Below are 25,748 nucleotides of genomic sequence, written 5' to 3'. Positions count from 1 at the left end.
GGCGGCGCCGTCCTCACCCGCAAGGGGTGGGGACGGCGCCGCCGTGCTGCAGGCGCTCCCCCGGGACGCCGTTGCTCCTCCCGTGGAGGCACCGGACGCGACCCCGCGGGTCCTCGTCGCCGACGACGAGGACGACATCCGCGCGCTCGTCGGCGTGGCCGTCCGCAAGGCCGGCTGCACGGTCGCGGCGTCGGTGGCCGACGGCACCGCCGCGCTGACCGCCGCCCGGGCCGAGCTGCCCGACCTCGCCGTCCTCGACGTCACGATGCCCGGCAGCACCGGGCTGGAGGTCTGCGGCGCGTTGCGCGCCGACGCCGCGACCGCGGGCATCCGGGTGCTGCTGCTCTCGGCCGGGGCCTCCCCCGACGACGTCGCCCGCGGCCTGGCCGCCGGGGCCGACGCCTACCTCGCCAAGCCGTTCGGCGTCGCCGCGCTCGCGACCCGGGTGCGGGAGCTGACGGCGTGACCGAGCTCGCCGATCCCGCGCACGTCGTCGCGGAGCTGCGCCGCACCCTGGCCCGGCAGGCGGCGCAGATCGAGCGGCTCGAGGCCGAGCAGGCCGCGCTGCACACCCAGATGCAGACCCGCGGCGAGGAGCTCGAGGTCGCCACCCGCATGCTGCGCGCCCGCGCGCGCACGATGACCAGCGTCATCGACGCCGTCACCGAGCAGTCGATCATCGGCACCGACCGCGACGGCGTCGTCCGCGTGTGGAACCCCGGCGCGGAGAAGATGCTCGGCCTACCGCGGGCCGAGGTGGTCCGCCTGCGCTCGATCACCGAGTTCCACCTGCCCGAGGAGCTGGCCGAGGCCGCGGAGGCCGCCGGCGTCCCCGCCGGCATCGACGCCCTCGTGCACGCCGCCCAGGAGCACGGCAGCGACGTCCGCGACTGGACCTGCGTGGCCGCCGACGGCTCGCACCGCACGGTGTCGGTCGCCATCACCCCGCGCACGGACGACGACGGCGTGCACGCCGGCTGGAACTTCGTCGGCACCGACATGACCGAGGTCCGCGCCACCGAGCGGATGAAGGACCAGTTCGTGAGCCTCATCAGCCACGAGCTGCGGACCCCGCTCACCTCGATCCTCGGGTACCTCGAGCTCGTCCTCGACGACCAGGAGGAGCCGCTCACCGAGACGCAGACCGGCTACCTGCGCACCGTCGAGCGCAACGCGCAGCGCCTGCTGGGCCTGGTCGGCGACCTCCTGTTCACCGCTCAGGTCGAGGCCGGCCGGTTCACCCTGAGGCCCGAGGACGTCGACCTGGCCGCCGTCGCGCGCGCCGCCGAGGAGACCGTCCGGGTGACCGCGGCGGCCGCCGGCGTGGAGGTGCGCGTCGACGTCCCCGTCGACGGGCTGGTCGTGCGCGGGGACGCGATGCGGCTCGGCCAGGCCTGCGACAACCTCGTCTCCAACGCCGTCAAGTTCACGCCGACCGGCGGGCGGGTCACGATCGCGCTGCGTGCCGACGTCGGCGAGGACGGCTCCCCCGTGGCCCGGCTGTCGGTGAGCGACACCGGCATCGGCATCCCCGCCGGTGAGCAGGGCAAGCTGTTCACCCGCTTCTTCCGCGCCTCCACCGCGCGGCGCAGCGCCGTCGCCGGCGTGGGCCTGGGCCTGTCGATCACCAAGGCCATCACCACCGCGCACGGCGGCACGCTGGACCTCACCAGCGCCGAGGGCCGCGGCACCACCTTCACGCTCACCCTCCCCCGCGCCTGATCCCCGCTTTCCGCGCCGAAAGCAGGGCCGCTTTCGGCGCTGAAAGCGGGGCCGGGCCGCCGTGAGCCCCTGATCTGCGGGTTTCCCGCACGAGCCTTGCGGATCCCTTGCGGATCCCGGGCGGGTGCCCTGCGGTTGCCCGCCCAGAGTTCTCCCTGTCGCCGGGAACCCGGTGGCGCAACGGACACAGGGAGAAGCACGGACATGAGCAGCAAGACCCGCCGCAGCAACACCCGCAAGGTCGTCGGCTCGCTGGCCATCGCCGGCGCCGCCGCCGCCGTCGCCGGCCTCGGCACCTTCGGTACCTTCACCGACAGCACGACCCCGGTCGCCACCACGGTGCAGACCGGCACGGTGGACATCAACCTGAACCAGCCGAGCGGCGCCTACTCGATCCCGGTCACCACGACCAACTTCGTGCCCGGTGACTCGCTCACCCGCGCGGTGAACCTCACCAACGACGGCAGCTCGGCCCTCTCCTCGGTCACGCTGACCTCGGTCGCCACCGGCACCGCCACCAACCTGACCACCGACGCGGTCAACGGCCTGCAGCTGTCGCTGAAGTCCTGCTCGGTCGCGTGGACCCAGGGTGGCACCGCCGCCGCGCCGTCCTACAGCTGCTCGGGCACCGAGCGCAGCCTGTACGCCGGCCCGGCCGCCGCGACGGTCGCGCTGAGCAACCCGGCCAGCCTCAACGCCGGTGGCGCGGACCACCTCGTGTTCTCCGTGTCGCTGCCGACCTCGGCCGACAACTCCTTCCAGGGCAAGAGCGCCTCGCTCAGCCTGACCTTCACCGGCACGCAGCGCGCCGCTGCCGCCAAGTGATCGCGGTCCGACGACTCCTCAGGGACATCTGATGACCGCCGTGCTCCCCGTCCGCCGCCCGGGGGCAGCCCTCGCGCTGCCCCCGGAGGCGGGGACCGCCACCCGCCGGGCCGGAGTGGCGCGCACGATCTCCGCCGGCCTCGTCCGCTGGTCCGTCCGCGGGCTGCTCGCGGCCGCCGTGCTCGCCTTCGCCGTCCTGGCCGTCGGCCCGCACGTCCTCGACTACCGGACGATGACGATGCTGACCGGCTCCATGGCCCCGCAGATCGAGGCCGGGGACGTGGTGATCTCCACCCCCCTCGACGTCGAGGACGTCACCGAGGGCATGGTGATCAGCTACCACATCCCGATCGACGACCACCGCGTCGTCACCCACCGGGTCGTCTCCGTCGAGCACGGCGACGACGGCAGCGTCACCGTCCGGACCAAGGGCGACGCGAACACCGCGGTCGACCCGTGGCAGGCGACGCTGCAGGGCGACACCGCCTACCAGGTGCAGGCCGTCGTCCCCGAGCTGGGCCACGTCATCCAGTTCCTGCGGGAGCCGGTCGTCTCCAAGACCCTGGTCTGGGGCGCCCCGGCGCTGCTGGCCGGCTGGCTGATCCTGTCGATCTGGCGGCCCGAGAACGAGGAGGACGAGAAGTGACCCGCACCGTCCTCGACTCCGACGGCGTCCTTCGGCTCCTGGCCCGCCTGCACGGCCCCGCGGACCGGCAGGACCTCCTGCCGCTCGTCGACGCCGACGACCTGCACGAGGTCGACCTGGACGCCGAGCTCTGGAACCGCTTGCCGGACGCACCCGCCGCCAGCACCGACCGCTGACCACCGCACACCGAAGACCTCGAGGGGAGGACCCGGACATGACCCGCATCCGCCGCATCGCCGTCCTGCTGGGCACGGCCGCCGCCGTGCTCCTCGGCACCGCGCTCCCGGCCGGCGCGCAGTTCTCCAACGCCGCCGGCCTGCCCACCACGGCCGTCTCCACGGTGACCGTGGACGCCCCCACGAACCTCAACTTCGGTGGCACCAAGTGCACCACCACGATCCACGCCGACGGGACGACGACCACCACGCTGAACGCCAAGCTCTCGTGGCGGGCCAGCAACACCCGTGGCGTCAGCGGCTACCGCGTCGTCGCGCTGGTCAACGGGTTCCCGTACCCCATCGACGAGGTGCCGGCCTCGGTCACATCGCTGACCGGCAACTACGACGCCTCCATCGTCAACAACAACAACATCACCGTGACCGTCACGACGCTCACGTCCTACGGCTGGACGAAGCAGTCCCAGCAGGTCGGAGTCATCAAGTGCTGACCGCCCTCGTCGTCGACCCCTCGCAGGACGCCCGCCGCCGCGTCGGCGCCCTCCTCCGCCTCGGCGGGTGGCACGTGGTCGAGGCCACGGACGCCGCCTCGGCCCTGCGCCTCGCCGCCGCCCGGGACCTGGACCTGATCGTCACCGACGTCGTCCTGCCCGGCGAGACCGGCCTCTCGATGCTGAGCCGGCTGCGCACCGCCGGCTCCCGGGCCCGGTTCCTGGTCGTCACCGCCGACCCGACCGACCGCATCCGCGCCGCCGCCGCCTCCGTGGGCGCCATGGCCTGCCTGGCCAAGCCGATCGACCCGCGGGCGCTCATCGACTTCCTGCGCCGCCGCGCCGGGGCACCGGCCGCGCGGGCCCGCCACCTGCGGGTCGTCCGCGACGCCGAGCCGGTGGCCGCCGACCCGGCCGACGTCGACGCCGCGACCATGGGCCGGCTGCAGGAGATGTTCATCAGCGCGCTGCCGCACCGCCTGTCGCTGATCGCCGACGGCGCCAAGGCCGGCGACGCGATGGCCGTCGCCGCGGCCGCCCTGACGCTGGGCGGTGCCAGCGGTCAGCTCGGCCACCCGCAGATCGCCGCGGTGTGCCAGGAGATCGCGGCGGAGGCCCGCCGCGGGATCGTCTCGCAGAACCGGCTGATGGAGCTGCAGGTGCTGAGCCTGCGGGCCACGCGCACCAGCCAGGCGGCCGCGGGGGCCGTGCTGGCGGGGATCTGAGGGCGGGCGGCTCAGGCGACGAGGCGGTAGCCGACGCCGCGGACGGTCTTGATCTCGGGGTTGCTGAGCCCCGCGGCCTGCAGCTTGCGGCGCAGGTTGGACATGTGCGCCTCGACCAGCCGGAGGTTGCCCTCCCAGTCGGTCTGCCAGACCTCGCGCAGCAGCGTCTCGCGCTGCAGCACCCGGCCCGGCCGCGAGGCCAGCGCGGCCAGCAGGTCGAACTCGGTGCGGGTCAGGTCGACGACGGCGCCGTCGACCCGCACCTCGCGGCTGTCCTCGTCGACCTCCAGCTCGGCCAGCCGGCGCACCGTCTCCTCCACCGACTCCCGCGGCGCGGGGACGACGGCGGCGCGGGGACGGCGCAGCAGCGCCTGCACGCGGGCGACGAGCTCGCGCGGCGAGAACGGCTTCGCCATGTACCCGTCGGCACCGACGGCGAGGCCGATCAGCAGGTCGACCTCCTCGGCGCGCGCGGTGAGCATGAGGACGTAGCACTCGGTCTCCGCGCGGAGCCGGCGGCACACCTCGGTGCCGTCGGCGTCCGGGAGCCCCAGGTCGAGCACGATGAGGTCCGGCGTCTGCCGACGGACCTCCGCCAGGCAGTCCGCGCCGGTGCTCACCGTGCGGACGTCGAAGCCGGCCTTGCCGAGGACCGTCGCGACGAGCTCACGGATCTCGTCGGTGTCCTCCACCACGAGCACGCTCTGGTCGGGCAACGAACCACTCCTCCTCCGCGACCTCGCCGTGGGCCGGCCCCAGGCGTCACCTGGTCGGGTGATCGGCAGCGGGCGGGGCCGACTTGAGCGGGCGGGGCAGCCGCCAGTGGCGCACCTCACCCGTCCGGGCGAATGGATCGCGCGGCCGGCCGGGTAGGTGAATCGGGTCACACGGGCACGGCGCTGACCTGGGGAGGAAGACGGAGAGCACCTGGGCGACTCCGCCGATCCCTGCGAGCGCCAGCGCACGCTCTTAGCGTCGAGAAACGATGCCTTCGATCCGAGAGCACCGCACCGAGACCGCACCCGCCACCGCGAAGGGGCGCCGGCTCGACCTCGACGTCGTCCGGGGCCTGGCCATCCTGCTGGCCCTGGGCTGGCACTTCTCCGGCCCCAGCGGCAGCTGGCTCGTCGACGCCCTGCAGTTCCCCGGCCGCATGTTCGGCTGGGCCGGCGTCGACCTGTTCTTCGTGCTCAGCGGCTTCCTCATGGGCCGGCTCGTCCTCGCCGAGCACGCCCGGACCGGCAGCTTCGACGGACGCCGGTTCACCGTCCGCCGTGTGCTCAAGCTCTGGCCGGTGCTCTACGTCTTCCTGGCGGTCCACGCCCTCCTCGGCAGCGAGCCGCTGGGCTCCTACCTCTGGCAGAACGCGCTGCACGTGCAGAACTACGCGGGCACGTCACTGGCGCACCTGTGGTCGCTGGCGGTCGAGGAGCACTTCTACCTGGCCCTGGCGCTGCTGTTCCCGCTGCTGGTCCGGCGCCGCGGCGGCAGGCTCGAGCTGTTCGCCGGCGTCCTCGTCGGCGTCCTGGTCGCCGCGCTCGTCCTGCGGATCACCGGCGGGCTGGCCGGGGTGAGCGAGACCCGGCTGCAGTGGCGCACGCACTTCCGGGTCGACTCGCTGGCGGCCGGGGTGCTGCTCGCGGTGGTCAGCGTGCGCTGGCCGGAGCGGTTCGCCGCGCTGCAGCAGCGGCGGCGCGCGCTGCTCGCGGTGCTGGCCGGTGGCCTCGTCTTCCTGTGCACCGTCGGCAAGCAGGGCCTGGTGGGCAGCACCATCGGCTTCACGGTGGCGTACGTGACCGCCGCCGCCGTCCTGCTGCTGCTCTACCGGGCGGCGTGGGTGTCGCGCGCGCGCTGGGTCAGCGCGCCGGTGGCCGCGCTCGGCCGGTACTCGTACGGCATCTACATCTGGCACATCTTCGCCGCGCACACGGTGCTGGGCTGGCTCGGCCGGAGCCCGGACGACGCCTCGCCCGCCGCGCTGGCGGTCAAGTACGGCTCCGCCGTCCTGGTCGGGATCGCCGCGACGGTGCTCGTCGAGCGGCCGGCCCTGCGGCTGCGCGACCGGCTCGTCCCGGCCACCCCGACGGAGAAGGTGCTGACCGACCCCGCGCTGGTGCCCGAGCGGCCGCACCGGCCGCTGCACCCGCCGGTGCTCGAGGCGCCCGTCCTGCCGGTCCGCCTGCTGGCCAGCTAGCCTGCCGCCTAGTTCAGGTTGCGCGTGCCGGGCGGCAGCACACCGCCGGCGACCAGCTCGGCGGTGGCGTCCTGCAGCGCGGTCAGCGCGACCCGCTGCGTGAACGGACCGGTGGAGACGCGGGCGACCCCGAGCTCCTGCAGCTCGCGCACCGGCAGCGAGACCCCCGGGACCGCGATGACGCTGAGCTTCCGCGGGCCGAGCCCGTCGACCAGGGCGGCGATCTCGTCGCGGGCCACGGCCCCGGGCACGAACACCACCGGCGCGCCGGCCTCCAGGAAGGCGCGGCCGCGCCGGACCGCCTCGGCCACCAGCTCACCGCGGTCGGCGTCCCGCCCGGCACGCAGGAGCGCGTCGGTGCGGGCGTTGAGCACGAAGTCGATGCCGGCGTCGCGGCCGGCGCGGACGACGGCCTCCACCGCGGCGACGGCGTCGCCGAGCGGCTTCATCTGGTCCTCGAGGTTGCCGCCGACGGCGCCGGCCTCGATCGCCCGGCGCGCCGTCTCCCCCGCGTCGCCGTAGCCCGCCTCGAAGTCCATGGTCACGGGCAGGTCCACGGCCGCGGTGATCCGGCCGACCATGTCGAGGTGCAGGTCCAGCGGGATGTTCTCGCCGTCCTCGTAGCCGAACGTGGCCGCGATCGAGTGGCTCGCCGTGGCCAGCGCCCGCACGCCCTCGGTGCCCGCGACGACCGTCGCCGAGACGACGTCCCAGACGTTGGCCAGCACCAGGATCTCCGGTGCGGTGTGCAGGTCGAGCAGCGTGCGGGCGCGGGTGGCCAGGTCGGTCATGCGGCCGACCCTACGGCCGCGGGTCAGCCCTGGGCGGCGGCGACCGCGGTGGAGAGCTCGCCGACGAACCGGTCGAGCACCCACGGGATCGACAGCACGCTGACCGCGCTGGCGCCGAACACGAAGCCCGGGTCGTCGACGACGACGGCCGACCCGCGCGCGATGGCCGGCACCTGCGCGTAGACGGGCTGCGAGGTGACCTCGTCGGCCGGCCCGGCGGTCCAGGCGACCAGGACGTCCGAGGTGATCTGCGGCGCCTGCTCCAGCGACAGCGTCGAGTAGAAGCTGGTCTGCTCGCCGGTGCCGGCGAGGGTCTGCACGGCCGGGTCCAGGGTCAGGCCGAGCCCCTCGACGAGCTGCACCCGCGGGTCGCTGGCCAGGTACACGAACATGGAGTCGGCGCCGAGGTTGGCGTAGCTGAAGGTGACGCCCTCGAACTCGGGGTGCTCCGCGGCGAGGTCGGCGATCTGCTGGTTCGTCTCGTCGATCAGCTGCTGCGCCTCGTCGTCGCGGCCGAGCGCCTCGCCGATGATCCGGGTCTGGTCCTCCCACGGCGTCGCCCAGGCCTCGTCCGGGTAGGCCACGGTCGGCGCGATGCCGGTCAGGCTGTCGTAGACCGACTCCTCGAAGCCGTCGTACGGCGCCAGGATCACGTCGGGCGCGAGCGAGGCGATCTCCTCGAGCGGGTAGCCGTCGGTCGTGTCGATCAGCGTCGTCTGCTCGGGGTCGTAGAGGTCGGCGTTCCACGGCAGGACGCCCTCGTCGTCGCCGCCGTAGGCGTAGGCCGGCATGCCGACCGGCGTGACGCCCAGGGCGTAGACGACGTCTTGCGCGCTCCACCCGAGGACGACGACCCGCTCCGGCTCCTCCTCGATCGTCGTCTCGCCGAACACGTGGTCGATCGTCACGGGGAAGGCGCCGTCCGAGCCGCCGCCCGAGGCGCCCGAGCCGGACGCCTCCTCCGTGGGCTCCTCGGAGCCGCCGCAGCCGACCAGCAGGGTCAGGGCCGCGAGGGCCGGCAGGGTGGCGCGGATGCGCATCGGACGGTTCTCCTCGACCTGGTCGCGGGACGGGCCCCGCGAGAGAAGGGAAGGCTACCCTAACCAGCGCAGCGTTCTGTCGATCGGCCACCCGCGTTTGACACGTGACATCGGTCGGTGTCACATGGGACGCGTGGCCGGCCTCGACGTCCTCGCCTTCGACAGCCTCGGGTCGATCGCGACCATCGGGGTGTTCGGCCCGGCACTGGTGCTCGTCGCCCTCGTCGTCGGCGCGGTGGTCCGCGACCGGCGGCTCGCCCCGCGCGAACGGGCGGAGGCGGACCTCAGCCCGGAGACCCCGCCGGCTTCCTGAGCTCGGCCTCGACCGCGACCTCCACGGCGGCGGCCATCTCGCGGCGGAACGTGGCCAGCAGCGCCTGCGCCGCCGCCGGCTGCAGCCGGGTGACGGTCGCCTGCGCGCGCTCCAGCTGCTCGGGGGTGGCGCCCGCGTCGGCCAGCGCGCGCCAGCCGGTCTCGACGAACATCTGCACGTAGGTCTGCGCGATCGCCCGGACGTGCTCGGCGACGGCCAGCTGCGCGGTGATCAGGGCCTCCGGCGGGACCCCGAGCTCGACCACCTGCAGCCCGGCGGTCAGCAGCGCCGGGTCGAGCACCCGCAGCCGGTCGCCGTCCAGCCGCTCGACCAAGCCCAGCGCGACCAGGCCGTCGACCAGCCGGTCGTCCTCGGCCACGCCGGCCCGGGCGGCCAGCTCACCGGCGGTGGTCTCCTCCGGCTCCGGCGGCAGCCACGGCGCCAGCAGCGCCCGGTGCAGCGCCAGCGTGGCCGACCCGGCGGTCTCCGGCGCGGCGGCCAGCGTGCGCTCGATCATGTTGAGCGAGTAGCCCTCGGCCAGCATCTCCCGCACCAGGCGCAGCCGGGCGACGTGCTCGCGGCCGTAGTAGCCGGTGCGGCCGACCAGCCGCGGCGGCGGCAGCAGCCCCCGCGCCGCGTACGCGCGCACGTTGCGGACGGTCACGCCCACCACGGCGGCGAGCTGGTCGACCGTCAGCTCGCGGTCGCCGTCCTCGCCCGTCGCCTGGCTCACGGATCCCAGGCTAGCGCCGTCCGCTATGTATCACTTGGCGATGTCACGCCAACTAGTGTCAAATAGGGAGCCATGACGACGACGGCGTCCGTCCTCGCCGCGGCGGAGGACCGCCCCGCCGGCGGTGCCGCCCTGGGCGAGGTCGTCCTGGCCACCGCCCTCGGCCTGTTCCTCACCGCGCTGCTGCTCGGCGTGGTCTGGCTGCACCGCACCCGCCGGTGGAGCGGGCTGACCCGCCTCGGCGACCGGCTCGGCCGCGCCACCGGCGTCCCGGCGTGGGTGGCCCTGCCCACCGTGCTCACGACGGTGTCCCTGCTGGTCGCGCTGTTCGGGATGATGTGGGACATCAGCCTGCACATCGACGTCGGGCGCGACTCGGGGCCGCTGGCCAACCCGGCCCACTACTTCATCCTCTTCGGGCTGTTCGGCGTCTTCGCCGGCGGCGTGCTGGCCTGCGCCATGCCGCTCGGCGAGCGCCCCGGGCCGGTCCCCGTCCGCTTCCTGCGCGGCTGGTACGTGCCGGTCGGCGGCGTCCTGCTGACCGCGTCGGGCTTCTACGCGCTGCTCGGCTTCCCCCTCGACGACGTCTGGCACCGGTTCTTCGGCCAGGACGTCACGCTGTGGGGCCCCACGCACCTGATGCTCATCGGCGGCGCCGGGCTGTCGCTGGTCGGCCTGCTGCTGCTCGAGCAGGAGGGCCACGGCGGCGCCTCCACCGACGACGGCGACCGCAAGGTCGGCAGCGCCGGCCGGTACCTGCGCCAGGCGTCGGCGATGGGCGGGCTGCTGCTCGGCCTGTCGGTGTTCCAGGGCGAGTACGACTTCGACGTCCCCCAGTTCCGCCAGGTGCTGGCGCCGCTGATGATCGCCGGTGCCGCGGGCGTCGCGCTGGTCGCCGCCCGGCTGTGGATGGGCCGCGGCGGCGCCCTGCTCGCGGCGTTCTTCTTCCTCGCCGTCCGCGGCACGGTGAGCCTCCTCGTCGGGCCCGTCCTCGGCGAGACGACGCCGTCCTTCCCGCTCTACCTCGGCTCGGCGGTGGTCGTCGAGCTGCTCGCGCTCGCCGGTCCCCTGCTCCGGCGACCCCTGCTCTACGCGGCGGTGGCCGGCCTCGGCATCGGCACCCTGGGCCACCTCGGCGAGGCCGGGTGGAGCAACCTGGTCAGCACGCTGTCGTGGGGCAGCGACACCGCCGTCGAGGGCACCCTCATGGCGCTGGTCGGCGGGCTGGCCGGAGCGATGCTCGGCGCACTGCTCGCCCTCGGCCTGCGCCGCCGGCTGCCGCGGCCCGCGGTCGCCCGCGGCGTGCTGGTGGCGAGCCTGGCCGCGATCGCGGCGGCCGTCGCCAACGGGCTGATCGCCACCGTGCCCGACGACGTGCAGGCCACCATGGGCATCGAGGAGGTCACCGACTCGCCGCGCACCGGCGTCGTCACCGTCCAGCTCGTCCCGGACGACGCCGTCGACGACCCGGCGTGGGCGCAGATCACCTCCTGGCAGGGCGGCGGCCTGGTGGTGGACGACCTGGAGGAGGTCGGCCCGGGCACCTACCGCACCACCGAGCCGGTGCCGCTCGACGGGACGTGGAAGACCATGCTGCGGCTGCACGACGGCCGCGTGCTCACCGCCGTCCCGATCTGGCTGCCGGAGGACCCGGTCATCGGCGCCGAGGAGATCGCGGCCACCGACGGCGTGACCCGCGAGGCGATCCCCGAGAAGGAGCTGCTGCAGCGCGAGCAGACCGACGACGCCCCGCGCTGGCTGTGGGGCGCCTCCAGCCTGGTGGTCCTGGCCTGCACGCTGGCGATCCTCGCCGCGATCTCGTGGGGCGTGGGCCGCTACTCGCGGCGCGGCAGCGCGAGCGAGGCCTTCACCGACCGGCCGGCCGACGCCCCCGAGCCGACCGGCACCGGCCGCCGGTGAGCCGGCTGCTCCGGGCCGCCGTCCCCGCCGGGGTGGCCCTCCTCCTCACCGGCTGCGCCGGCACCGCGCCACCGCCGGCCCGGGCGGACCCGACGAGCTCGGCACCGGGGGCGACGTCGTCCACGACCGCGTCCGCCGAGCCGAGCACGCCGGCGCAGGTGGTCGAGGTGGCCTACCGGGGCGGGCAGGTCAGCGGCGGCGGCCGGATCCCGGTCGCCCTCGGGACGACGGTGACGCTGGAGGTGACCAGTGACGTCGCCGACCACGTGCACGTGCACGGCTACGACCTGATGGCCGACGTCGCACCCGACGCCCCGGGCACGGTCACGTTCGAGGCCACCGTCCCCGGGGTCTTCGAGGTGGAGCTCGAGGAGCTCGGTCAGGAGCTGCTGTCCCTGCAGGTGCGGTGACCGACGTCCTCGCGCACGGGGTCGGCTCGCGCACCGACCTGCCGATCCCCGGCGGCCTGGCGCTCTACGGCGGCGGCTTCGCGATCCTCGCCAGCTTCGCCGTCCTGCTCCTGGTCTGGCGCCGGCCGCTGCTGGGGAACGCGTCGTCGGGCCGCCCCGTGCCGACGTGGCTGCAGCGGGCCGCCGACAGCGCCGGCGTGCGCACCGCGCTGCAGGCCGGCGCCCTCGTCGTCGTCCTGTTCGTGCTCGCCGTCGCGCTGGCCGGGCCGCGGGAGGCGGCGCGCAACCTGGCGCCCTGGGCGCTGTACGTCACGTTCTGGGTGGGGCTGGTGCCGGCGAGCCTGCTGTTCGGGCCGGTCTGGCGGGTGGTCAACCCGCTGCGCCTGCTGGCCCGCGCCCTGCCCGGGCGAGGCCGCGCGGCCGCCCGGCTGCCCGCCCTCGGCCTCTGGCCGGCCGCGGGGTCGCTGCTGGTCTTCGTGTGGCTGGAGCTGGTGCCGGCCGACCGCGCCGAACCGGCCGTCGTCGCCGGGTTCGTCATCGGCTGCGCCGTGGTGCACCTGACGGCCGCGTGGTGGTTCGGCGACGGCTGGTTCGCCCGCGGCGACGGCTTCGAGGTGTACTCCACGCTGCTCGGCCGGCTCTCGGTCTGGGCGCGCCGGGACGACGGCCGGGTGGTGCTGCGCGACCCGCTGACCAACGCGCTGGCGACCCCGCCCGAGCGGGGGCTGGCGGCGGTGGTCGTCGTCCTGCTGGGGTCGACGGGCTTCGACGGGCTCACCCGCACCGCCTGGTGGCAGAGCGGCCCGGGCGCCGGGGACGGCGTGCTGACCGGCACCGCGGGGCTGCTGGCGTCGACCGCGCTGGTGGCCGGGCTGTACGTCGCCGGCACCCGCCTCTCGGCGCGGATGGGCCGGCAGGCGGGCCGGCACTCGCCCCGCCTGTTCGCCGCCACCGTCCTGCCCATCGCGCTCGGCTACACCGTCGCGCACTACTTCAGCCTGTTCGTCCTCGACGGGCAGAACACGTGGATCCTGCTCAACGACCCGTTCGGCACCGGCGGTGACCTCTTCGGCGCAGCGGGCAACGTGGTGGACCTGACCGCGGTCGGTCCCGACGCCATCGCCTACGTGCAGGTCGGGTCGGTGGTCGCCGGCCACGTCGTCGGGGTCACGCTCGCCCACGAGCGGGCGCTGCGGCTGTTCCCCGGCGCCCCGGCGTCCGACCAGCTGCCGCTGGTCAACGTCATGATCGTCTTCACGATCGCCGGGCTCGGCCTGCTCTTCGGCTTCTAGGGGTCACCCGTCCGGGTGGACGTCCCCCGTCCCGGCTCCAGGACGGCGCCGGCGGGGCCGATGCGGCGGATGCCCGCCCAGGTCGAGGAGAGGGGCGACGGTGATCGCACTGACGCGCACCACCGGGGAACGCTGCTGCCTGGACCCGGCCGCGATCGAGCGGCTCGAGGCGCACCCGGAGACCGTGGTGTTCCTGACCGACGGCGCGAAGTACGTCGTCAGGGAGCCGCCCGAGCAGGTCACGGCGAAGATCCGGGCCTACCGGGCGGCGGTCATGGTCAGCGCCTGGCGGCTGATCGACACGCCCGCGGACCGGGCCGAGGTCACCGGGGCGGCCATCGTGCCGTTGCCGCGCCGCCGGGACCGCTGACGGTGGACCCCACGACGCTGATCGGCATCGCCGTCGCGCTCGGCGGGCTGCTCGTCACGATGCTCGCGGACGGCGTCGCGCCGTCGGAGCTGCTCCTGCTCCCGGCGATCGTGCTCGTCGTCGCCGGGACGGCCGGTGCGGTGGTCGCCGGCTCCGCCATGGACGACGTCCGCAAGGTCGGCCGGTGGGTGCGCCAGGCACTCGCGCCCGCGCGCGTGCCGACGGCGGCCCAGCGCATCGACGTCCTCGTCGACCTGGCCGGCCGCGCGCGGCGCGAGGGCCTGCTCGCCCTCGACCGGCAGGTGGGCGATGTCGACGACCCGTTCCTGCGACGCGGCCTGCGGCTGGCGATCGACGGCACCGACCCCGAGCGGCTGAAGGCCTACCTGGAGGCCGAGATCTCGGTGCTCCAGGCGGAGGACCGGGCCGCGGCGCGCTTCTTCGCCCGCATGGGCGGCTACGCGCCGACGGTCGGCATCATCGGCACGGTCGTCGGCCTGATGCACGTGATGGGTCGGCTGGACCAGCCGGACACGATCGGACCGCTGGTGGCCTCGGCCTTCGTCGCCACGCTCTGGGGCGTGCTGTCGGCCAACGTCCTCTGGCTGCCGATGAGCGCACGCATCCTGCGGACCAGCGCCCTGCGCTCGGCGCAGCTGGAGCTGCTGCTCACCGGCATCGCCGAGATCCAGGCCGGCACGAACCCCCGCCTCGTGCGCCAGCGCCTCACCGGGCTGCTGCCTCCGGCCGAGGCGGCCGCCGCCCGCGCGCGGGCTGCGTAGCGTCCCGCTCGCTAGGCTCGCCGGGATGCCCGGCCCGGCCCGCACGCTCGCCCAGGTGTACCGCCGGTTCGGCGAGGGCGACGCCGCCGGGGACTCGCCGCTGCACGCACGGGTCGCCCTCGCCGTGAGCGGCTCGGACGAGGCGCTGCGCTCCGTCGAGGCGCTGCCGGCCCGCAAGCGGGGCCCCGCGGTGGTCCTGGCGGCGCTGCACGACCTCGCCCTCGCGGGACGCGCCCCGGAACTCGCCGCCGCGTACGCCCGAGGGGACGGCGACGCCGCGGCCACGGCGGCGGTCGACGCGCTGGCGCGGATGACCGACGCGGTGGCGGCGGTGGCGGTCCGCCGGCCGCTGCGGCCGGACGAGACCGGGCGCTGCGCCGTGCTGCACCCGGCCGTCGCCGAGGCGGCGCACCGCGTGGGCGCGGACGCGGTCGGACTGGTCGACGTGAGCTGCTCGGCGGGGCTGAACCTCTTCCTGGACCGGGTCGGCATCGCGTACGGCAACGGGCAGGTGCTGGGCGACCCGTCCTCCCCCGTGCAGAGGGCGGCCTCGGTCGTGGGTCACCGGTCCCTGCCGACGCGAGGGGTCCCCGAGGTCGTCGCCCGGATCGGCATCGATGCCGAACCGCTCGACGTGACCGACCCCGACGACGTCCGGTGGCTGCGCGCGTGCCTTCCCCCGGACCAGCCGGAACGGGCCGCGGCGCTCGAGGCCGAGCTGGCGCTGGCGGCGACGGATCCCCCGGTGCTGCTGCAGGGGGACGTCCTCGAGGTGCTGCCCGACGCCGTCGCCCGCGTGCCCGCGGGCGCCCTGCCCGTCGTCACCACGACGTGGGCGCTGTCGGACCTCCCGCCGGAAGGCCGCCTGCGGTTCCTGCAGCGGCTCGACGAAGTGGCGGCCGGCCGGGCCGTGGCGTGGGTGTCGGCGGAGGGGGTCGGGGTGGCGCCGGCGATCCCGACGCTCGGCGACCGGCACGCCTCCGGGCACAGCATCATCGGCCTGGCGGTGTTCGAGGGGGCGGTGGTGCGGGCCGAGGCCGTCGGCCGCTGCTGGTCGCGGGGCCGCCTGCTGTCGTGGCTGGCCTCCTCCCCCCGGCCCGGGTAGGAGCCGCGCTCCGGCCAGGACCCGGTCCCGCCCCACGACTTCCCCGACCCGGACGAGGACCCGTCGAACGGGACCTGACGGCGCGGGATCAGGCGCCGGGAGGCGCCGGCGGAGGAGCCGCGGTGAGCAGCGGCAGCATGACCCGGTCGACGACGTCGGCCGCGAGGTCCTCGCCGAGCGGCAGCCCGCCGACGATCCACCGCTGGACGACGATCGCCGGCCCCGCCTCCGCGGCCAGGGTGGCGCCGGCGCCGGGGGGCACCTCGCCGCGGGCGACCGCCCGCTCGAAGGCGTCGGTGAACGCGAGGGCCCAGCGCGCCAGGGGCCCGCGCCGGTAGGCCTCCGCGAGCAGCGGCTCCTCGTCGAGCACGCCGAGCAGCGCGCGGCTGGCGCCGCCGCCGGGCCCGGTGAGGATCTCGGTCAGCGCGCCCAGCAGTGCGACGAGGTCGCTGCGCAGCGTGCCGGTGTCCACCTGGACCAGGGTGTCGTCGCTGGCGGCGTCGACGACGTCGACGAGCAGGTCGACCTTGCTCGGCCAGCGGCGGTAGATGGTCGCCTTGCTGACGCCGGCCACCATCGCGACCTCGTCCATGGTCAGCCGCCGGTAGCCGGTCTCGGAGAGCACCTCGAGCGCGGCCTTGCGGATCACGCCGTCCAGCGCCCGGTCCAGCGGGCGCCCCCGGCGGCGCACCTCGTCGTGCCGCTCCTCCCCCATGACGCGACGGTACCGGCGATCGCCCGCGCACCCCGGATGCGGCACATCCGGAACCCGCTGGTTTCCTTGAGGCGGACCTACCGTCGCCGACCAGGGGGACGAGGGACGTGCCCGAGGTGGGGGAACACGTGCACAGCCGGCTCAGCTGGGAGTCCCCAGGCTCACGACTGGTGCTGCGCGCCGTGCTCGACGCGCTCGGCGAGCACGGCTACGAGGGGCTGACCACCGACGCGGTCGCGCTGCGCGCCGGCCCGGCCGCCGGGGCGCTCGGCGACCGCGCCGACCTCGAGGAGCTGGTGGTCGCCGCGCTCTCCGGCGTCGAGCTGTTCGCCGAGCCCCCGGTCACCGGCTCGCTCGCCGGCGACCTGCGCGCCCTGCTGGCCGGCTGGCGCGGGCCGCGCACCACCGACGAGATGGCCGTGGCCGCCGTCCTCAGCGCCGCCGAGTGGCACCCGCCGCTCCGGGAGGCGGCCGGCCTGGCCCTCGACCGGCCGCTCGCACGGGCGCTGGGCGCCGTGCTCAGCCGGGCCGCCGCGCGCGACGTCCCCCCGTCGGCCCTGCAGACGCTCAACTGGGTGCTGCGCGGGCTGGTGCTCGACCGGCTGCGCGGCGGCGCCCGCTCGGCGGTCGACATCGACGTGCTCGTCGACTTCCTCGTCGGCGGCCTGGAGGTGCAGACCACGCGGCGGCGGGGTGCGCCGTCGTGAGGCCCTGTCCGCCCGGCGGTGCGCCTGGCATCGTGTACCGCAGTTGATCTCGTGAGGACGCGCGGGGCACCTCGAGGGGCGGAGGCCTGATGGCGAGCCCGGACCAGCGCGCGGCCCACCGGCGGGTGCCGTGGCGGCTGGTCCTGCTCGTGGGCGCCGCGTACGCGGTCGGGGCGCTGACCTCCTTCCTGCTCTTCGAGGCCTCCCCCACCGGCGCGGTCCTCTTCCTGCCCGCCGGGGTCACCCTGGCCGCACTGGTGCTCAACGAGCCGCGCCGGTGGCCGTGGGTCCTCGGCACCGCCGCGGTGGTCGAGGTGGTCGTCGACGTCAGCCAGGGGCTCGAGTTCCCGTGGGTGCTCGGCTTCGCCCTCGCGAACACCGCCGAGCCGCTGGTGGCGGCCACCCTGCTGCGCCGCTTCGTGCGCGACGTCGACCTGAGCCGGCGCCGCGACCTCGGCTGCTTCCTCCTCTGCGGCGGGGTGGCCGGCCCCTTCGTCGGCGGCCTGATCGGCTCGGTGACCATCCACCTGTCCCAGGGCCCGGCGGTGCTCGACGGGCTCCTCCCGTTCTGGGCCGGGGACGGCCTCGGCGCCATCACCGTCGGCGGGGCGGTGCTCTCCTGGCGGCTCGAGCGGGACCGGCCGACCGCCGCGGGCATCCTGCACCGCCTGGCCTGCGTCGCCGCCACCGTCGCGCTGACGGTCGTGACGTTCTGGCCGACGCAGGCACCGGTGGCCTACCTGACCCTGCCGCTGCTGCTCTGGTTCGCCGTCCGCTACGGCGTCCCCGTGGTCACCGAGGCCGGCCTGGCGCTCGCCGTGACGGCCAACGTCATGACCGTGACCGGCCACGGCCCCTGGGCCAGCCTCGAGGACTCCCCGCGCATGGAGGCGGCCGCCCTCCAGCTGTTCGTGGCGGTCACCGTGCTCAGCGCGTGGCTGCTCGCGGTGGAGATCCTCGAGCGCGAGCGGGCCCGGTCGGCCTCCCGACGCGAGCGCTCGGCCCGCCGCCGGGTGGAGGCGCTGCAGGCGGTCACGGCCGGCCTGGCGACCGCGGCGACGTCCGACGCGATCGCCGAGGTGCTGGTGCGCTCCGGGATCGGGCTGCTCGCCGACTCCGGTGCGGTCGGCGTGCTCACGCCCGACGGGGCCCGGCTGCGGGTCTGGACCACCGGTGCGGCGTCCGGCCCGGTCGAGGTGCCGCTGGACGACGCCTCGATCGTGACGACGGCGGCGCTGACCGGCACCCCGGTGCGAACCGGCTCCGACCTGGCCGTGCCGGCCCGGGCCGCGGGGACGACGGTGGGCGCGCTGGCCTTCGGGTTCGACACCGCGGACGCCCTCGACGACGACGTGACGGCGGTGGCCCGCACGCTCGCCGAGCTCATGGCCCAGGCCCTGCACCGGGCACGGCTGTACGAGGCCGAGCGGGAGGCGGCCCACCAGCTGCAGCAGGCCTTCCTCCCCTCGGTGCCCGACGTGCTCCCGGGCGCGCTGGTCGCCGGCTGCTACCGGCCGGCCGACGAGCAGCACGACATCGGCGGCGACTGGTACGACGCCTTCCCCCTGGCGGACGGGCGGATCGCCTTCGTCGTCGGCGACGTGGTCGGGCACGACCTGGGGGCCGCGGCGGCCATGGGCCGGCTGCACTCGGCGCTGCGGGTGGTGGCCGCCGCGCCGCACGACGGGCCGGCCGCGGTGCTGGAGGCGCTGGACCAGGCGTCGGCGGCCATCCCGGGCGCGCGCTTCGCCACGATCGGCTACGGCGAGTACGACCCGGTGGCCGGCCGGCTGCGCTACGCGTGCGCCGGGCACCCGCCGCCGCTGCTGGTCACCGACCACCGCGCCGAGTTCCTGCCCGGTGGCCGCTCGCGCCCCCTGGCGGTGCAGACCGCGGCCCGCACGGAGGCCGAGGTCGACGTCCCGCCCGGGGCGGTGCTCATCTGGTACTCCGACGGCCTGGTCGAGCGCCGCGGCGCCGACCTCGACGCCGGGCTGGGCCGGCTCGCCGACGTCGCCGCCGGGCTGGACGGCGACCACCCCGCCCAGTGGTGCGACGGGGTGATGCGCCAGCTGACCGGTGGCCGGCGGCTCCAGGACGACGTCGTCCTCATCTGCCTGCGGCTGCAGGGGGCACCGGTCGCCGCCGAGCCGGAGGTCCGCCCGGGCTAGTGGGCGAACTCGTGCCGGCGGCGGAGCATCGGCACCGCCATCGCCGGCAGCATCAGCACGTGCCCGGCGGTGAACACGAACCCGGCCGAGACCGCGCCGGCCCAGTACGGCACCAGCAGCACCAGGAACGGCACGTACATCGCGGCCGACATCTCCGCGATCGATCCCCAGGAGTGCCGCCGGAAGGCCATCCAGGCGGTCATGCCGATCGCCATGTTGGTGGCCATGCCGAGCACGTGCACCTCGGTGGTCGCCGTCCAGCCGGGCCAGACCAGGCTCCACAGGGGACCGAGGGCCACCATGCCGGCCAGCATGGCCACGACCATCTCGAGGTAGTGGCGGGTGAAGTGCCACACCGCGCGCCGGCGGGTGGTGGTGGTGGTGTGCAGCGTCTCCGTCCTCATGGCGGGAAGGTTGGCGCCGGCCCGCCCGGAACTGACGTGCCGGAGGTCATGACCCCGGGTCACGTCGCGGCGTGACCCCGCGTCAGAGGAGGTCGAGCGCCCGGGCCCGCAGCGCCGCCTGGGTGCGATCGCGGGCACCGAGCTTGGCCAGCACGTTGGTCACGTGGTTCTTCACCGTGCCCTCGGCGAGGTACAGCTCCTGCGCGATCTCGCGGTTGCTGCGCCCGCCGGCGAGCAGCCGCACCACCTCGAGCTCGCGGTCCGACAGCGGGACGACCAGCGGCTGCGGCCGCGACGCCGGCTCGGCGGGAAGCCGGGCGAACCGCGCCACCACCTTGGCCGCCACCGACGGCTGGAGCACCGACTCGCCCCGCCGGGCGGCCAGCAGCGCCTCGACCAGCCGGTCGGAGGAGACGTCCTTGAGCAGGTAGCCGAGGGCGCCGGCGCGCAGCGCGGCGAAGACGTCCTCGTCGTCGTCGAAGGTGGTCAGGGCCAGCACGCGCACCTCCGGCTGCTCGGCGCGCAGCCGCCGGGTGGCCGCGACCCCGTCGAGCACCGGCATGTGCAGGTCCATGAGGACGACGTCCGGACGGAGCTCGGCGGCCCGGTGCAGCGCCTCGGCGCCGTCGGCCGCCTCGCCGACCACCTCGACCTCGGGGCGCGCCCCGAGCAGGGTGCCCAGCGCCTCGCGGAACAGCGCCTGGTCGTCGGCGAGCAGCACCCGCACCGGCCCGTTCACCCGGGCACCTCGACCAGCAGCGTCGTCCCCCCGCCCGGCGCGGAACGGACGTCGAGCCGGCCGCCGACCCGCGCCGCCCGCTCGCGGATGCCCACCAGGCCGAAGCCGGTGCCCCCGGCGGCCGGCAGGCCGCGGCCGTCGTCGCACACCTCCAGCCGGACCGTCGCCGGGCCGCGGAAGTCGAGCACCACCCGGGCGCTCCCGGCGCCGGCGTGCTTGCGCACGTTGGTGAGCGCCTCCTGGGCGGCCCGGAACAGCGACTCCTCCGCCTCGGCCGGCAGCGGCCGAGGCGTCCCCTCGACGGCGAGCACGGTGGGCACGCCGGCCGCCGAGGCCTCGGCCGCGAGCGCCTCCAGCGCGGTGCGCAGCGGCGGCCGGGTGCGCTGCTCGCGCAGGGCGGCCACCGACCGGCGCACCTCGGCCAGCGCCTCCTGCGCCTGCACCTGCGCCTTGGCCAGGACGTCGTCGGCCCGGGCCGGGTCGGTGCCCAGCACCGCGCGCGCGGCCTGGACCTGCATCTGGACGACGGTGAGGTGGTGGCCCAGGCCGTCGTGGATGTCGCGGGCCAGCCGGTTGCGCTCCTGCGTGGTGGCCAGCTCCTCGGCCTGGGCGGCGTACCCGCGCAGCTGCTCGTGCGCCGCGGCCAGCTCCGCGCGGGACCGCTGCTCGCGGCGCAGCAGCTCGGTGACCACGGCGGTGAACACCGCGGCGCCGAGCAGGCCGAGGGCGTTGCGCACGAAGTCCACCCAGCCCATGGGCAGGTGCACCAGCGGCACCACCGCGGTGACGGCGACGGCGGCGGGCAGCGGCAGCAGCAGCCAGGCCTGGCTCACCAGGACCAGCAGCATGAGCGTGCCACCGACGCCGGCGGCACCGAGGCCGAAGACGAGGAAGCCCAGGGGCAACGCGACGAGCACGTAGCCGGCCCCGAGCCACCGCCGGCGGGCCGGGCGCTGCCGGTCGACCCACGCGAAGCCGACGGTGGCGAGCAGCACGTAGCCGGCGCCCACCGCGATCGCCGGGACGGCGTGCGGCTCCCCGACTGCCTCGGCCACCAGGGTCAGCAGCGCCAGGCAGGCCAGGACCGCCAGCGCGCGCCTCACCGGCCCACTGTGCGGGCCCGCCGCCCGGTGGTCAACGTCCCGCACGGGCGGGCGGCGGACAGCGCCGCTGCCCCGGCCTCGATGACGACGACACGGTGGAGTGCCGGATCGGTTGCCCGCTACCGTCGGCGCGTGTCCGACGTCCCCGCCGAGCCCGAGCGCGCCCCGGCTCTGCGTGCCTCCGACGTCGACCGCATGACGACCGTCGACCGGCTGCAGGCGGCGCTGGCGGAGGGCCGCCTGGACGTCGACGAGTTCGGCGAGCGGGCGGCGGCCGCCTACGCCGCGGTGACCCTGGACGACCTGGCACCGCTGGTGTCCGACCTGCCGGCGCCCGGCACCCCGGCGGTGCCCGGCGGCGCCGAGGTCGTCGGCGCCCGGCTGCCCCAGGACACGCGCTCGGTCTTCGGCGACCTCCGGCTCACCGGCTACACGCCCACGGCCCGGACCGTCTTCGGGGACGTGCGGGTCGACCTGCGCGGGCTGCGCACCGGCGAGCCGCGGCTGGAGCTGGAGCTGCACACGGTGTTCGGCGACGTCGAGGTGATCGTCCCCGAGGGCGTGGAGGCCGAGCTGCACGGCTGGACGGTGTTCGGCGACCGCAGGACCGAGCTGGCCCCGGTGCCGCGCCTGGCCGGGACGCCGGTGGTCGTCGTCCGCGCCTCGGCGGTCTTCGGCGACCTGCGGCTGCGCAGCCTGGCCCCCGGCGAGTCGCCCAGCCGCTGGCGCGCCCTGCTCGACCGGCTGAGCGAGCGGCGCAAGGAGCTGTAGCCGCCGCGGACTGAGGTAAGGCTAACCTGGGCGGCGACGATCTCGAGAGAGGCGGTCGCATGACCGAGGCACGACGTCCGCGCGCCCCCCGCGTCGCCGAGGTGCTGCGCACCTCGCGGCTGACGCCGCACATGATCCGGGTGGTGCTGGGCGGGGAGGGGCTGGCCGGGTTCCCGGCCGGCGCGTTCACCGACCACTACGTGAAGCTGCTGTTCCCGCCGGCCGGGGCGCCCTACGGCGTCCCGTACGACGTCGAGCGGGTGCGGGCGGAGTTCCCGCGCGAGCAGTGGCCGGTCACCCGCACCTACACCGTCCGGTCGTGGGACGTCGCCACCGGTGAGCTGACCATCGACTTCGTGCACCACGGCGACCAGGGGCTGGCCGGCCCGTGGGCGGCGGCCGCGCGGCCCGGCGACCTGATCCAGCTGCTCGGCCCGGGCGGGGCCTACGCGCCCTCCCCCGACGCCGACTGGCACCTCCTCGCCGGCGACGAGAGCGCGCTGCCGGCGATCGGCGCCGCCCTCGAGGGCCTGCCGGCCGGCGCCCGCGCCCTCGTCTTCGTCGAGGTGGCCGACGCCACGGAGGAGCAGGACGACCTCGTCGTCGGCGACGGCGTGGAGCTGGTCTGGGTGCACCGCCGCGACGGCGTGCCGGGCGTGGCGCTGGTCGCCGCCGTGCTCGCCGCGCCGCTGCCCGAGGGGACGCCGCACCTGTTCGTGCACGGCGAGGCGGGCGCGGTCCGCGACCTGCGCCGGTTCCTGCGCGCGCAGTACGGCCTGCGGCCGGAGTTCACGTCGATCTCCGGCTACTGGCGGCGCGGGGACACCGAGGACGGCTGGCAGGCCGGCAAGCGGCAGTGGAACGCCGCCATCGAGGCGGAGGAGGCGGCGGTCGCCGTCTGAACGTGCCGGGAATCACACCGCCGTCTTCCCGCAGGTCAGCGGCGTGCCGAGCGGGGACGACCGCCCGTCGCCGGGCCGCCGGAGGTCGTAGCCTCGAACCGGTGGCCCGGCCGCGCGCCGGATCCTCTTCCCCTGTTCGTGCCCGTCCACCCCGGAGCCCATGACTTCCCCGCGCCCTCAGACCGCAGCCGAGACCGACGACCCGAAGGCCGAGGAGGAGAAAACCAAGGGCGGCGTCATCAACGTCGTGCAGGTCGCGGCCGGTGCGCTCGCCGCGGTGTCGTCGGCGGTGCTGCTCTCGTTCTTCGGCGTTGCCGGGACGCTCATCGGCGCCGCGCTCGCCAGCGTGGTCAGCAGCGTGGGCGCCGCGCTCTACAGCAGCTCCCTGGCCAAGACCAACGAGCGGCTGCGCAAGGTGCTGGCCACCGGCCGGACGCCGCGGGCCGCCGCGTCCGCGGCCGAGCCCGCCGAGACCGAGGCCGCCGCCACCGCCGTCCTGCCCGCGCAACTCGACCCGCGCCGCGCGCCCGTCCGGCGGTTCCAGCCGCGCTGGGGCCGGCTGGCCGCCTACGCCGTCGGCGTCTTCGCCGTGGCGATGGGGATCATCACCGGCATCGAGGTGATCGGTCAGCAGCCGGTCTCGGCGATGGTCACCAGCTCCTCGTCCTCGGGGACGACGACGCTCGGCGAGCTGGCCGACTCCCCCGCGAGCTCGACGACCCCGGCCCCGTCGACGCCGTCCGGCCCCAGCACGGGCGCGCCGGCGACGTCGACCGCCGAGGAGCCCGCGGCCGGGTCCTCGGGGTCGGCGGACGAGGAGGCGGAGCCGGAGGGGTCGGAGCCGGCCGAGCCGACGGGCTCGACGTCGTCGTCGACGTCGACGTCCTCGAGCTCCCCGTCCTCGTCCTCGCCGTCGTCCGCACCGCGCACGACGCAGCCGGCACCGCTGGAGGCGACGCCGGCGCCGTGACCGTGCGGCGGGCATGGCCGAGCCGGGGAGCTGGTGCTCTGAACCCGACCCGGTGCCCCGCCGGGGAGTCCCCCTCCACCCGGTGGGGCGTGGCCTGCGGACAGGCTGCCACGTCTGTCGGGGATCGGCATCCCGGACGGCCGGACACCGCCCGGAGCCGGATCGGGGCGGTGTCGGACAGGCGCGACACCGCCCCGAGCCGCCACCGGGCGGCATCGCCGCGGCGCTAGTCGTCCCCGCGGCCGCCCCGGTTGCCGTTGCCCCGGCCGCCGCCGCGCCCGTCGTCGTCCTGCTCCGGCGTGTCGACGGCGCTCGGCTCGGCGGCCGGCGCCTCGGTGGTCTGCGGAGCGGGCGGAGCGGTGGTGGGCGCGGGCGCCGGGGCGACCGCGTAGGTGACGGTGACCAGCTGGCCGGGCGCGAGCTCGCCGAGCGGGTCGAGGGCGAGCACCTGCCCGGCCGGGGCGTCGGCCGACTCGGCGGGCCGCAGCTGCACCTGCAGGCCGCGGGCGATCAGCTGGGAGCGCACCTCCGCCACGGTGCTGCCGACCAGCCCGTCCGCCGAGAGCACGACGGCGGTCACGACGGCCGGATCGGGCGAGGTGGACGTCGCGGGGACCGGCGCCGGCGCCGCGTCGGTTGCCGGGGCGTCCGGGGAGAGCAGGAGTGCGCTGCCGACCACGACGGCGATCACGGCCAGGACGGCGACGGCCACGACCGCGGCGACGATGCGCGATCGCCGCCGCCCCTGGTCGAGGGCCACGGTGGCGCCGTCGACGTCCTCGGCGGCCAGCACCACGGTCGGGTGCCGGTCGGGGATCGCGGCCGCCGGGAGCGCGTCGACGGCGTCGCGCAGGGCGGCGCCGTCGGTGAAGCGGTCGGCCGGCTGCCTGGCCATGGCGCGCTCGACCAGCGCCCGGACGTCGGCCGGCACGTCGTCGGGCAGCGGCGGCGGTGTCTCGCGCGCGTGCTTGAAGGCGGTGGTGACCGAGTTGTCGCCCTCCACGGCGCGGCGGCCGGCCAGGCACTCGTAGGCGATGGCGCCGAGGGAGTAGACGTCGCTGGCCGGGGTGGCGCGGTCGCCGTCCAGGCGCTCGGGCGCGAGGTAGTGCACCGAGCCCATGACCTGGCCGGCGCGGGTCAGCGGCACGTTCGCCGACGACCAGGCGATGCCGAAGTCGGTGAGCTTGACGACGCCGTCGGGCCGGACGAGCACGTTGGCGGGCTTGACGTCGCGGTGCACCACCCCGGCGGCGTGCGCGGCGGCCAGCGCCGAGGCCGTCTGGCGCACGACGTCCAGCGCGGTCGCCGGGTCGAGCCGGGGCGTGCGCCGGAGCAGCTTCGACAGCGTCTCGCCCTCGACCAGCTCCATCACCAGGTAGGCGAGCTCCTCGCCGTCGCCGTCGGTGCCCTCGCCGTAGTCGTGGATGGCGGCGATGTTGGGGTCCCCGAGGCGGCCGGCGTGCCGCGCCTCGTAGCGGAAGCGGGTGACGAAGGTGGGATCGGCGGTGAGCTGACCGCTGAGCACCTTCACCGCGACCGGTCGGTCGAGCACCGTGTCCCGCGCCCGCCACACCTGGCCCATGCCGCCGGAGGCGATCACCGACTCGAGTTCGTAGCGGTCCCCCAGGAGGTCGCCCTCGCGGGAACCGGTCCTGCGGATGTCCTCAGCCGCGGCTCGCACGTTCAGCCGTCGTCCTTCCGGGTCGGGTGGGGTCGAGCTGCCGGACCCCC

At 75.8% G+C, this 25,748-nt stretch carries 29 protein-coding genes; 20 read left to right on the top strand and 9 right to left on the bottom strand.

The window, feature by feature from the left end; translation table 11 throughout:
* Positions 1-82: 82 nt before the first annotated feature.
* The 7 genes from ACI8AF_RS12480 to ACI8AF_RS12450 all read left to right on the top strand — a co-directional run bounded on the left by ACI8AF_RS12480 (position 83) and on the right by ACI8AF_RS12450 (position 4,585).
* Complete coding sequence (locus tag ACI8AF_RS12480; RefSeq protein WP_456540029.1) at positions 83-466, top strand: response regulator transcription factor; 384 nt, start codon at positions 83-85, stop codon at positions 464-466.
* Positions 463-1,722, top strand: a complete 1,260-nt coding sequence (locus ACI8AF_RS12475; protein WP_456540028.1) for an ATP-binding protein — start codon at positions 463-465, stop codon at positions 1,720-1,722. Before ACI8AF_RS12480 ends, ACI8AF_RS12475 begins: the two co-directional genes overlap by 4 nt.
* A 204-nt stretch (positions 1,723-1,926) precedes the next feature.
* On the top strand, positions 1,927-2,547 hold the full coding sequence (locus ACI8AF_RS12470) for a TasA family protein (RefSeq protein ID WP_456540027.1): 621 nt from the start codon (positions 1,927-1,929) through the stop codon (positions 2,545-2,547).
* 31 nt (positions 2,548-2,578) lie between these two features.
* On the top strand, positions 2,579-3,193 hold the full coding sequence (locus ACI8AF_RS12465; protein WP_456540026.1) for a signal peptidase I: 615 nt from the start codon (positions 2,579-2,581) through the stop codon (positions 3,191-3,193).
* Entirely contained in the window at positions 3,190-3,369 is a 180-nt protein-coding gene (locus ACI8AF_RS12460; RefSeq protein WP_456540025.1) for a hypothetical protein, read from the top strand. The genes ACI8AF_RS12465 and ACI8AF_RS12460 overlap by 4 nt, the downstream gene beginning before the upstream one ends.
* A 38-nt stretch (positions 3,370-3,407) precedes the next feature.
* Entirely contained in the window at positions 3,408-3,860 is a 453-nt protein-coding gene (locus ACI8AF_RS12455; protein ID WP_456540024.1) for a hypothetical protein, read from the top strand.
* The gene (locus ACI8AF_RS12450; RefSeq protein ID WP_456540023.1) at positions 3,854-4,585 is read left to right on the top strand and encodes a response regulator; all 732 of its coding nucleotides are present in this window, start codon (positions 3,854-3,856) and stop codon (positions 4,583-4,585) included. Before ACI8AF_RS12455 ends, ACI8AF_RS12450 begins: the two co-directional genes overlap by 7 nt.
* 11 nt (positions 4,586-4,596) lie before the next feature.
* Here the strand turns inward: ACI8AF_RS12450 and ACI8AF_RS12445 are convergent, their stop codons facing one another.
* Positions 4,597-5,301, bottom strand: a complete 705-nt coding sequence (locus tag ACI8AF_RS12445; protein ID WP_456540022.1) for a response regulator transcription factor — start codon at positions 5,299-5,301, stop codon at positions 4,597-4,599.
* Positions 5,302-5,570: 269 nt separating this feature from the next.
* Here ACI8AF_RS12445 and ACI8AF_RS12440 point away from each other — a divergent pair, with 269 nt between their 5' ends.
* Positions 5,571-6,779, top strand: a complete 1,209-nt coding sequence (locus tag ACI8AF_RS12440) for an acyltransferase family protein (protein ID WP_456540021.1) — start codon at positions 5,571-5,573, stop codon at positions 6,777-6,779.
* Between the two features lie 8 nt (positions 6,780-6,787).
* Here ACI8AF_RS12440 and ACI8AF_RS12435 read toward each other — a convergent pair whose 3' ends face one another.
* Positions 6,788-7,570 carry an isocitrate lyase/PEP mutase family protein gene (locus ACI8AF_RS12435; RefSeq protein WP_456540020.1) on the bottom strand — a complete coding sequence of 261 codons (783 nt, stop codon included), beginning with the start codon at positions 7,568-7,570 and terminating at the stop codon, positions 6,788-6,790.
* A 23-nt stretch (positions 7,571-7,593) separates the two neighbouring features.
* Complete coding sequence (locus ACI8AF_RS12430) at positions 7,594-8,610, bottom strand: iron-siderophore ABC transporter substrate-binding protein (protein ID WP_456540019.1); 1,017 nt, start codon at positions 8,608-8,610, stop codon at positions 7,594-7,596.
* Positions 8,611-8,743: 133 nt separating this feature from the next.
* Here ACI8AF_RS12430 and ACI8AF_RS12425 point away from each other — a divergent pair, with 133 nt between their 5' ends.
* A complete protein-coding gene (locus ACI8AF_RS12425) occupies positions 8,744-8,923 on the top strand; it encodes a hypothetical protein (protein ID WP_456540018.1) in 180 nt (59 codons plus the stop codon).
* Here ACI8AF_RS12425 and ACI8AF_RS12420 read toward each other — a convergent pair.
* Positions 8,895-9,656 (bottom strand): MerR family transcriptional regulator, encoded by a 762-nt coding sequence (locus ACI8AF_RS12420; protein WP_456540017.1) that lies wholly within the window; start codon positions 9,654-9,656, stop codon positions 8,895-8,897. The genes ACI8AF_RS12425 and ACI8AF_RS12420 overlap by 29 nt on opposite strands.
* A gap of 72 nt (positions 9,657-9,728) precedes the next feature.
* Here ACI8AF_RS12420 and ACI8AF_RS12415 point away from each other — a divergent pair, with 72 nt between their 5' ends.
* From ACI8AF_RS12415 to ACI8AF_RS12390, 6 genes are all read left to right on the top strand, one after another.
* Positions 9,729-11,576, top strand: a complete 1,848-nt coding sequence (locus tag ACI8AF_RS12415; RefSeq protein ID WP_456540016.1) for a hypothetical protein — start codon at positions 9,729-9,731, stop codon at positions 11,574-11,576.
* Positions 11,573-11,986, top strand: coding sequence for a hypothetical protein (locus ACI8AF_RS12410; protein WP_456540015.1), 414 nt, complete (start codon positions 11,573-11,575; stop codon positions 11,984-11,986). Before ACI8AF_RS12415 ends, ACI8AF_RS12410 begins: the two co-directional genes overlap by 4 nt.
* Positions 11,983-13,278, top strand: coding sequence for a hypothetical protein (locus tag ACI8AF_RS12405; RefSeq protein ID WP_456540014.1), 1,296 nt, complete (start codon positions 11,983-11,985; stop codon positions 13,276-13,278). Before ACI8AF_RS12410 ends, ACI8AF_RS12405 begins: the two co-directional genes overlap by 4 nt.
* A 100-nt stretch (positions 13,279-13,378) precedes the next feature.
* Positions 13,379-13,648 (top strand): flagellar FlbD family protein, encoded by a 270-nt coding sequence (locus tag ACI8AF_RS12400; protein WP_456540013.1) that lies wholly within the window; start codon positions 13,379-13,381, stop codon positions 13,646-13,648.
* A gap of 2 nt (positions 13,649-13,650) precedes the next feature.
* Positions 13,651-14,430 carry a motility protein A gene (locus ACI8AF_RS12395; protein WP_456540012.1) on the top strand — a complete coding sequence of 260 codons (780 nt, stop codon included), beginning with the start codon at positions 13,651-13,653 and terminating at the stop codon, positions 14,428-14,430.
* Positions 14,431-14,455: 25 nt separating this feature from the next.
* On the top strand, positions 14,456-15,535 hold the full coding sequence (locus tag ACI8AF_RS12390; protein WP_456540011.1) for a DUF2332 domain-containing protein: 1,080 nt from the start codon (positions 14,456-14,458) through the stop codon (positions 15,533-15,535).
* Between the two features lie 88 nt (positions 15,536-15,623).
* Here the strand turns inward: ACI8AF_RS12390 and ACI8AF_RS12385 are convergent, their stop codons facing one another.
* Complete coding sequence (locus ACI8AF_RS12385; protein WP_456540010.1) at positions 15,624-16,250, bottom strand: TetR/AcrR family transcriptional regulator; 627 nt, start codon at positions 16,248-16,250, stop codon at positions 15,624-15,626.
* Positions 16,251-16,420: 170 nt separating this feature from the next.
* On the opposite strand from ACI8AF_RS12385, the gene ACI8AF_RS12380 reads away from it, so the two are divergent.
* Both ACI8AF_RS12380 and ACI8AF_RS12375 read left to right on the top strand, forming a co-directional pair.
* Positions 16,421-16,957: a TetR/AcrR family transcriptional regulator gene (locus tag ACI8AF_RS12380; protein WP_456540009.1), complete on the top strand. Its 537-nt coding sequence runs from the start codon at positions 16,421-16,423 to the stop codon at positions 16,955-16,957.
* Between the two features lie 89 nt (positions 16,958-17,046).
* Positions 17,047-19,128, top strand: coding sequence for a SpoIIE family protein phosphatase (locus ACI8AF_RS12375; protein WP_456540008.1), 2,082 nt, complete (start codon positions 17,047-17,049; stop codon positions 19,126-19,128).
* On the opposite strand, the gene ACI8AF_RS12370 is transcribed toward ACI8AF_RS12375, so the two are convergent.
* The 3 genes from ACI8AF_RS12370 to ACI8AF_RS12360 all read right to left on the bottom strand — a co-directional run bounded on the left by ACI8AF_RS12370 (position 19,125) and on the right by ACI8AF_RS12360 (position 21,374).
* On the bottom strand, positions 19,125-19,532 hold the full coding sequence (locus tag ACI8AF_RS12370; protein WP_456540007.1) for a hypothetical protein: 408 nt from the start codon (positions 19,530-19,532) through the stop codon (positions 19,125-19,127). The two genes, ACI8AF_RS12375 and ACI8AF_RS12370, sit on opposite strands and share 4 nt — an antisense overlap.
* Positions 19,533-19,614: 82 nt before the next feature.
* Positions 19,615-20,271 carry a response regulator gene (locus ACI8AF_RS12365; protein ID WP_456540006.1) on the bottom strand — a complete coding sequence of 219 codons (657 nt, stop codon included), beginning with the start codon at positions 20,269-20,271 and terminating at the stop codon, positions 19,615-19,617.
* On the bottom strand, positions 20,268-21,374 hold the full coding sequence (locus tag ACI8AF_RS12360; RefSeq protein ID WP_456540005.1) for a sensor histidine kinase: 1,107 nt from the start codon (positions 21,372-21,374) through the stop codon (positions 20,268-20,270). The genes ACI8AF_RS12365 and ACI8AF_RS12360 overlap by 4 nt, the downstream gene beginning before the upstream one ends.
* A 132-nt stretch (positions 21,375-21,506) precedes the next feature.
* Here ACI8AF_RS12360 and ACI8AF_RS12355 point away from each other — a divergent pair, with 132 nt between their 5' ends.
* The 3 genes from ACI8AF_RS12355 (at position 21,507) to ACI8AF_RS12345 (ending at position 24,017) form a co-directional block, all read left to right on the top strand.
* Positions 21,507-22,145, top strand: a complete 639-nt coding sequence (locus ACI8AF_RS12355; protein WP_456540004.1) for a DUF1707 domain-containing protein — start codon at positions 21,507-21,509, stop codon at positions 22,143-22,145.
* A 59-nt stretch (positions 22,146-22,204) separates the two neighbouring features.
* The gene (locus ACI8AF_RS12350) at positions 22,205-23,047 is read left to right on the top strand and encodes a siderophore-interacting protein (protein WP_456540003.1); all 843 of its coding nucleotides are present in this window, start codon (positions 22,205-22,207) and stop codon (positions 23,045-23,047) included.
* A 160-nt stretch (positions 23,048-23,207) separates the two neighbouring features.
* A complete protein-coding gene (locus ACI8AF_RS12345; protein WP_456540002.1) occupies positions 23,208-24,017 on the top strand; it encodes a hypothetical protein in 810 nt (269 codons plus the stop codon).
* Positions 24,018-24,243: 226 nt separating this feature from the next.
* Here ACI8AF_RS12345 and ACI8AF_RS12340 read toward each other — a convergent pair whose 3' ends face one another.
* A complete protein-coding gene (locus ACI8AF_RS12340) occupies positions 24,244-25,698 on the bottom strand; it encodes a protein kinase domain-containing protein (protein ID WP_456540001.1) in 1,455 nt (484 codons plus the stop codon).
* Positions 25,699-25,748 lie beyond the last annotated feature (50 nt).

The organism is Blastococcus sp. SYSU D00669 (assembly GCF_054050715.1).
The sequence above is the reverse complement of the archived record's forward strand: the minus strand, read 5'-3'. Positions and strand labels throughout refer to the sequence as shown.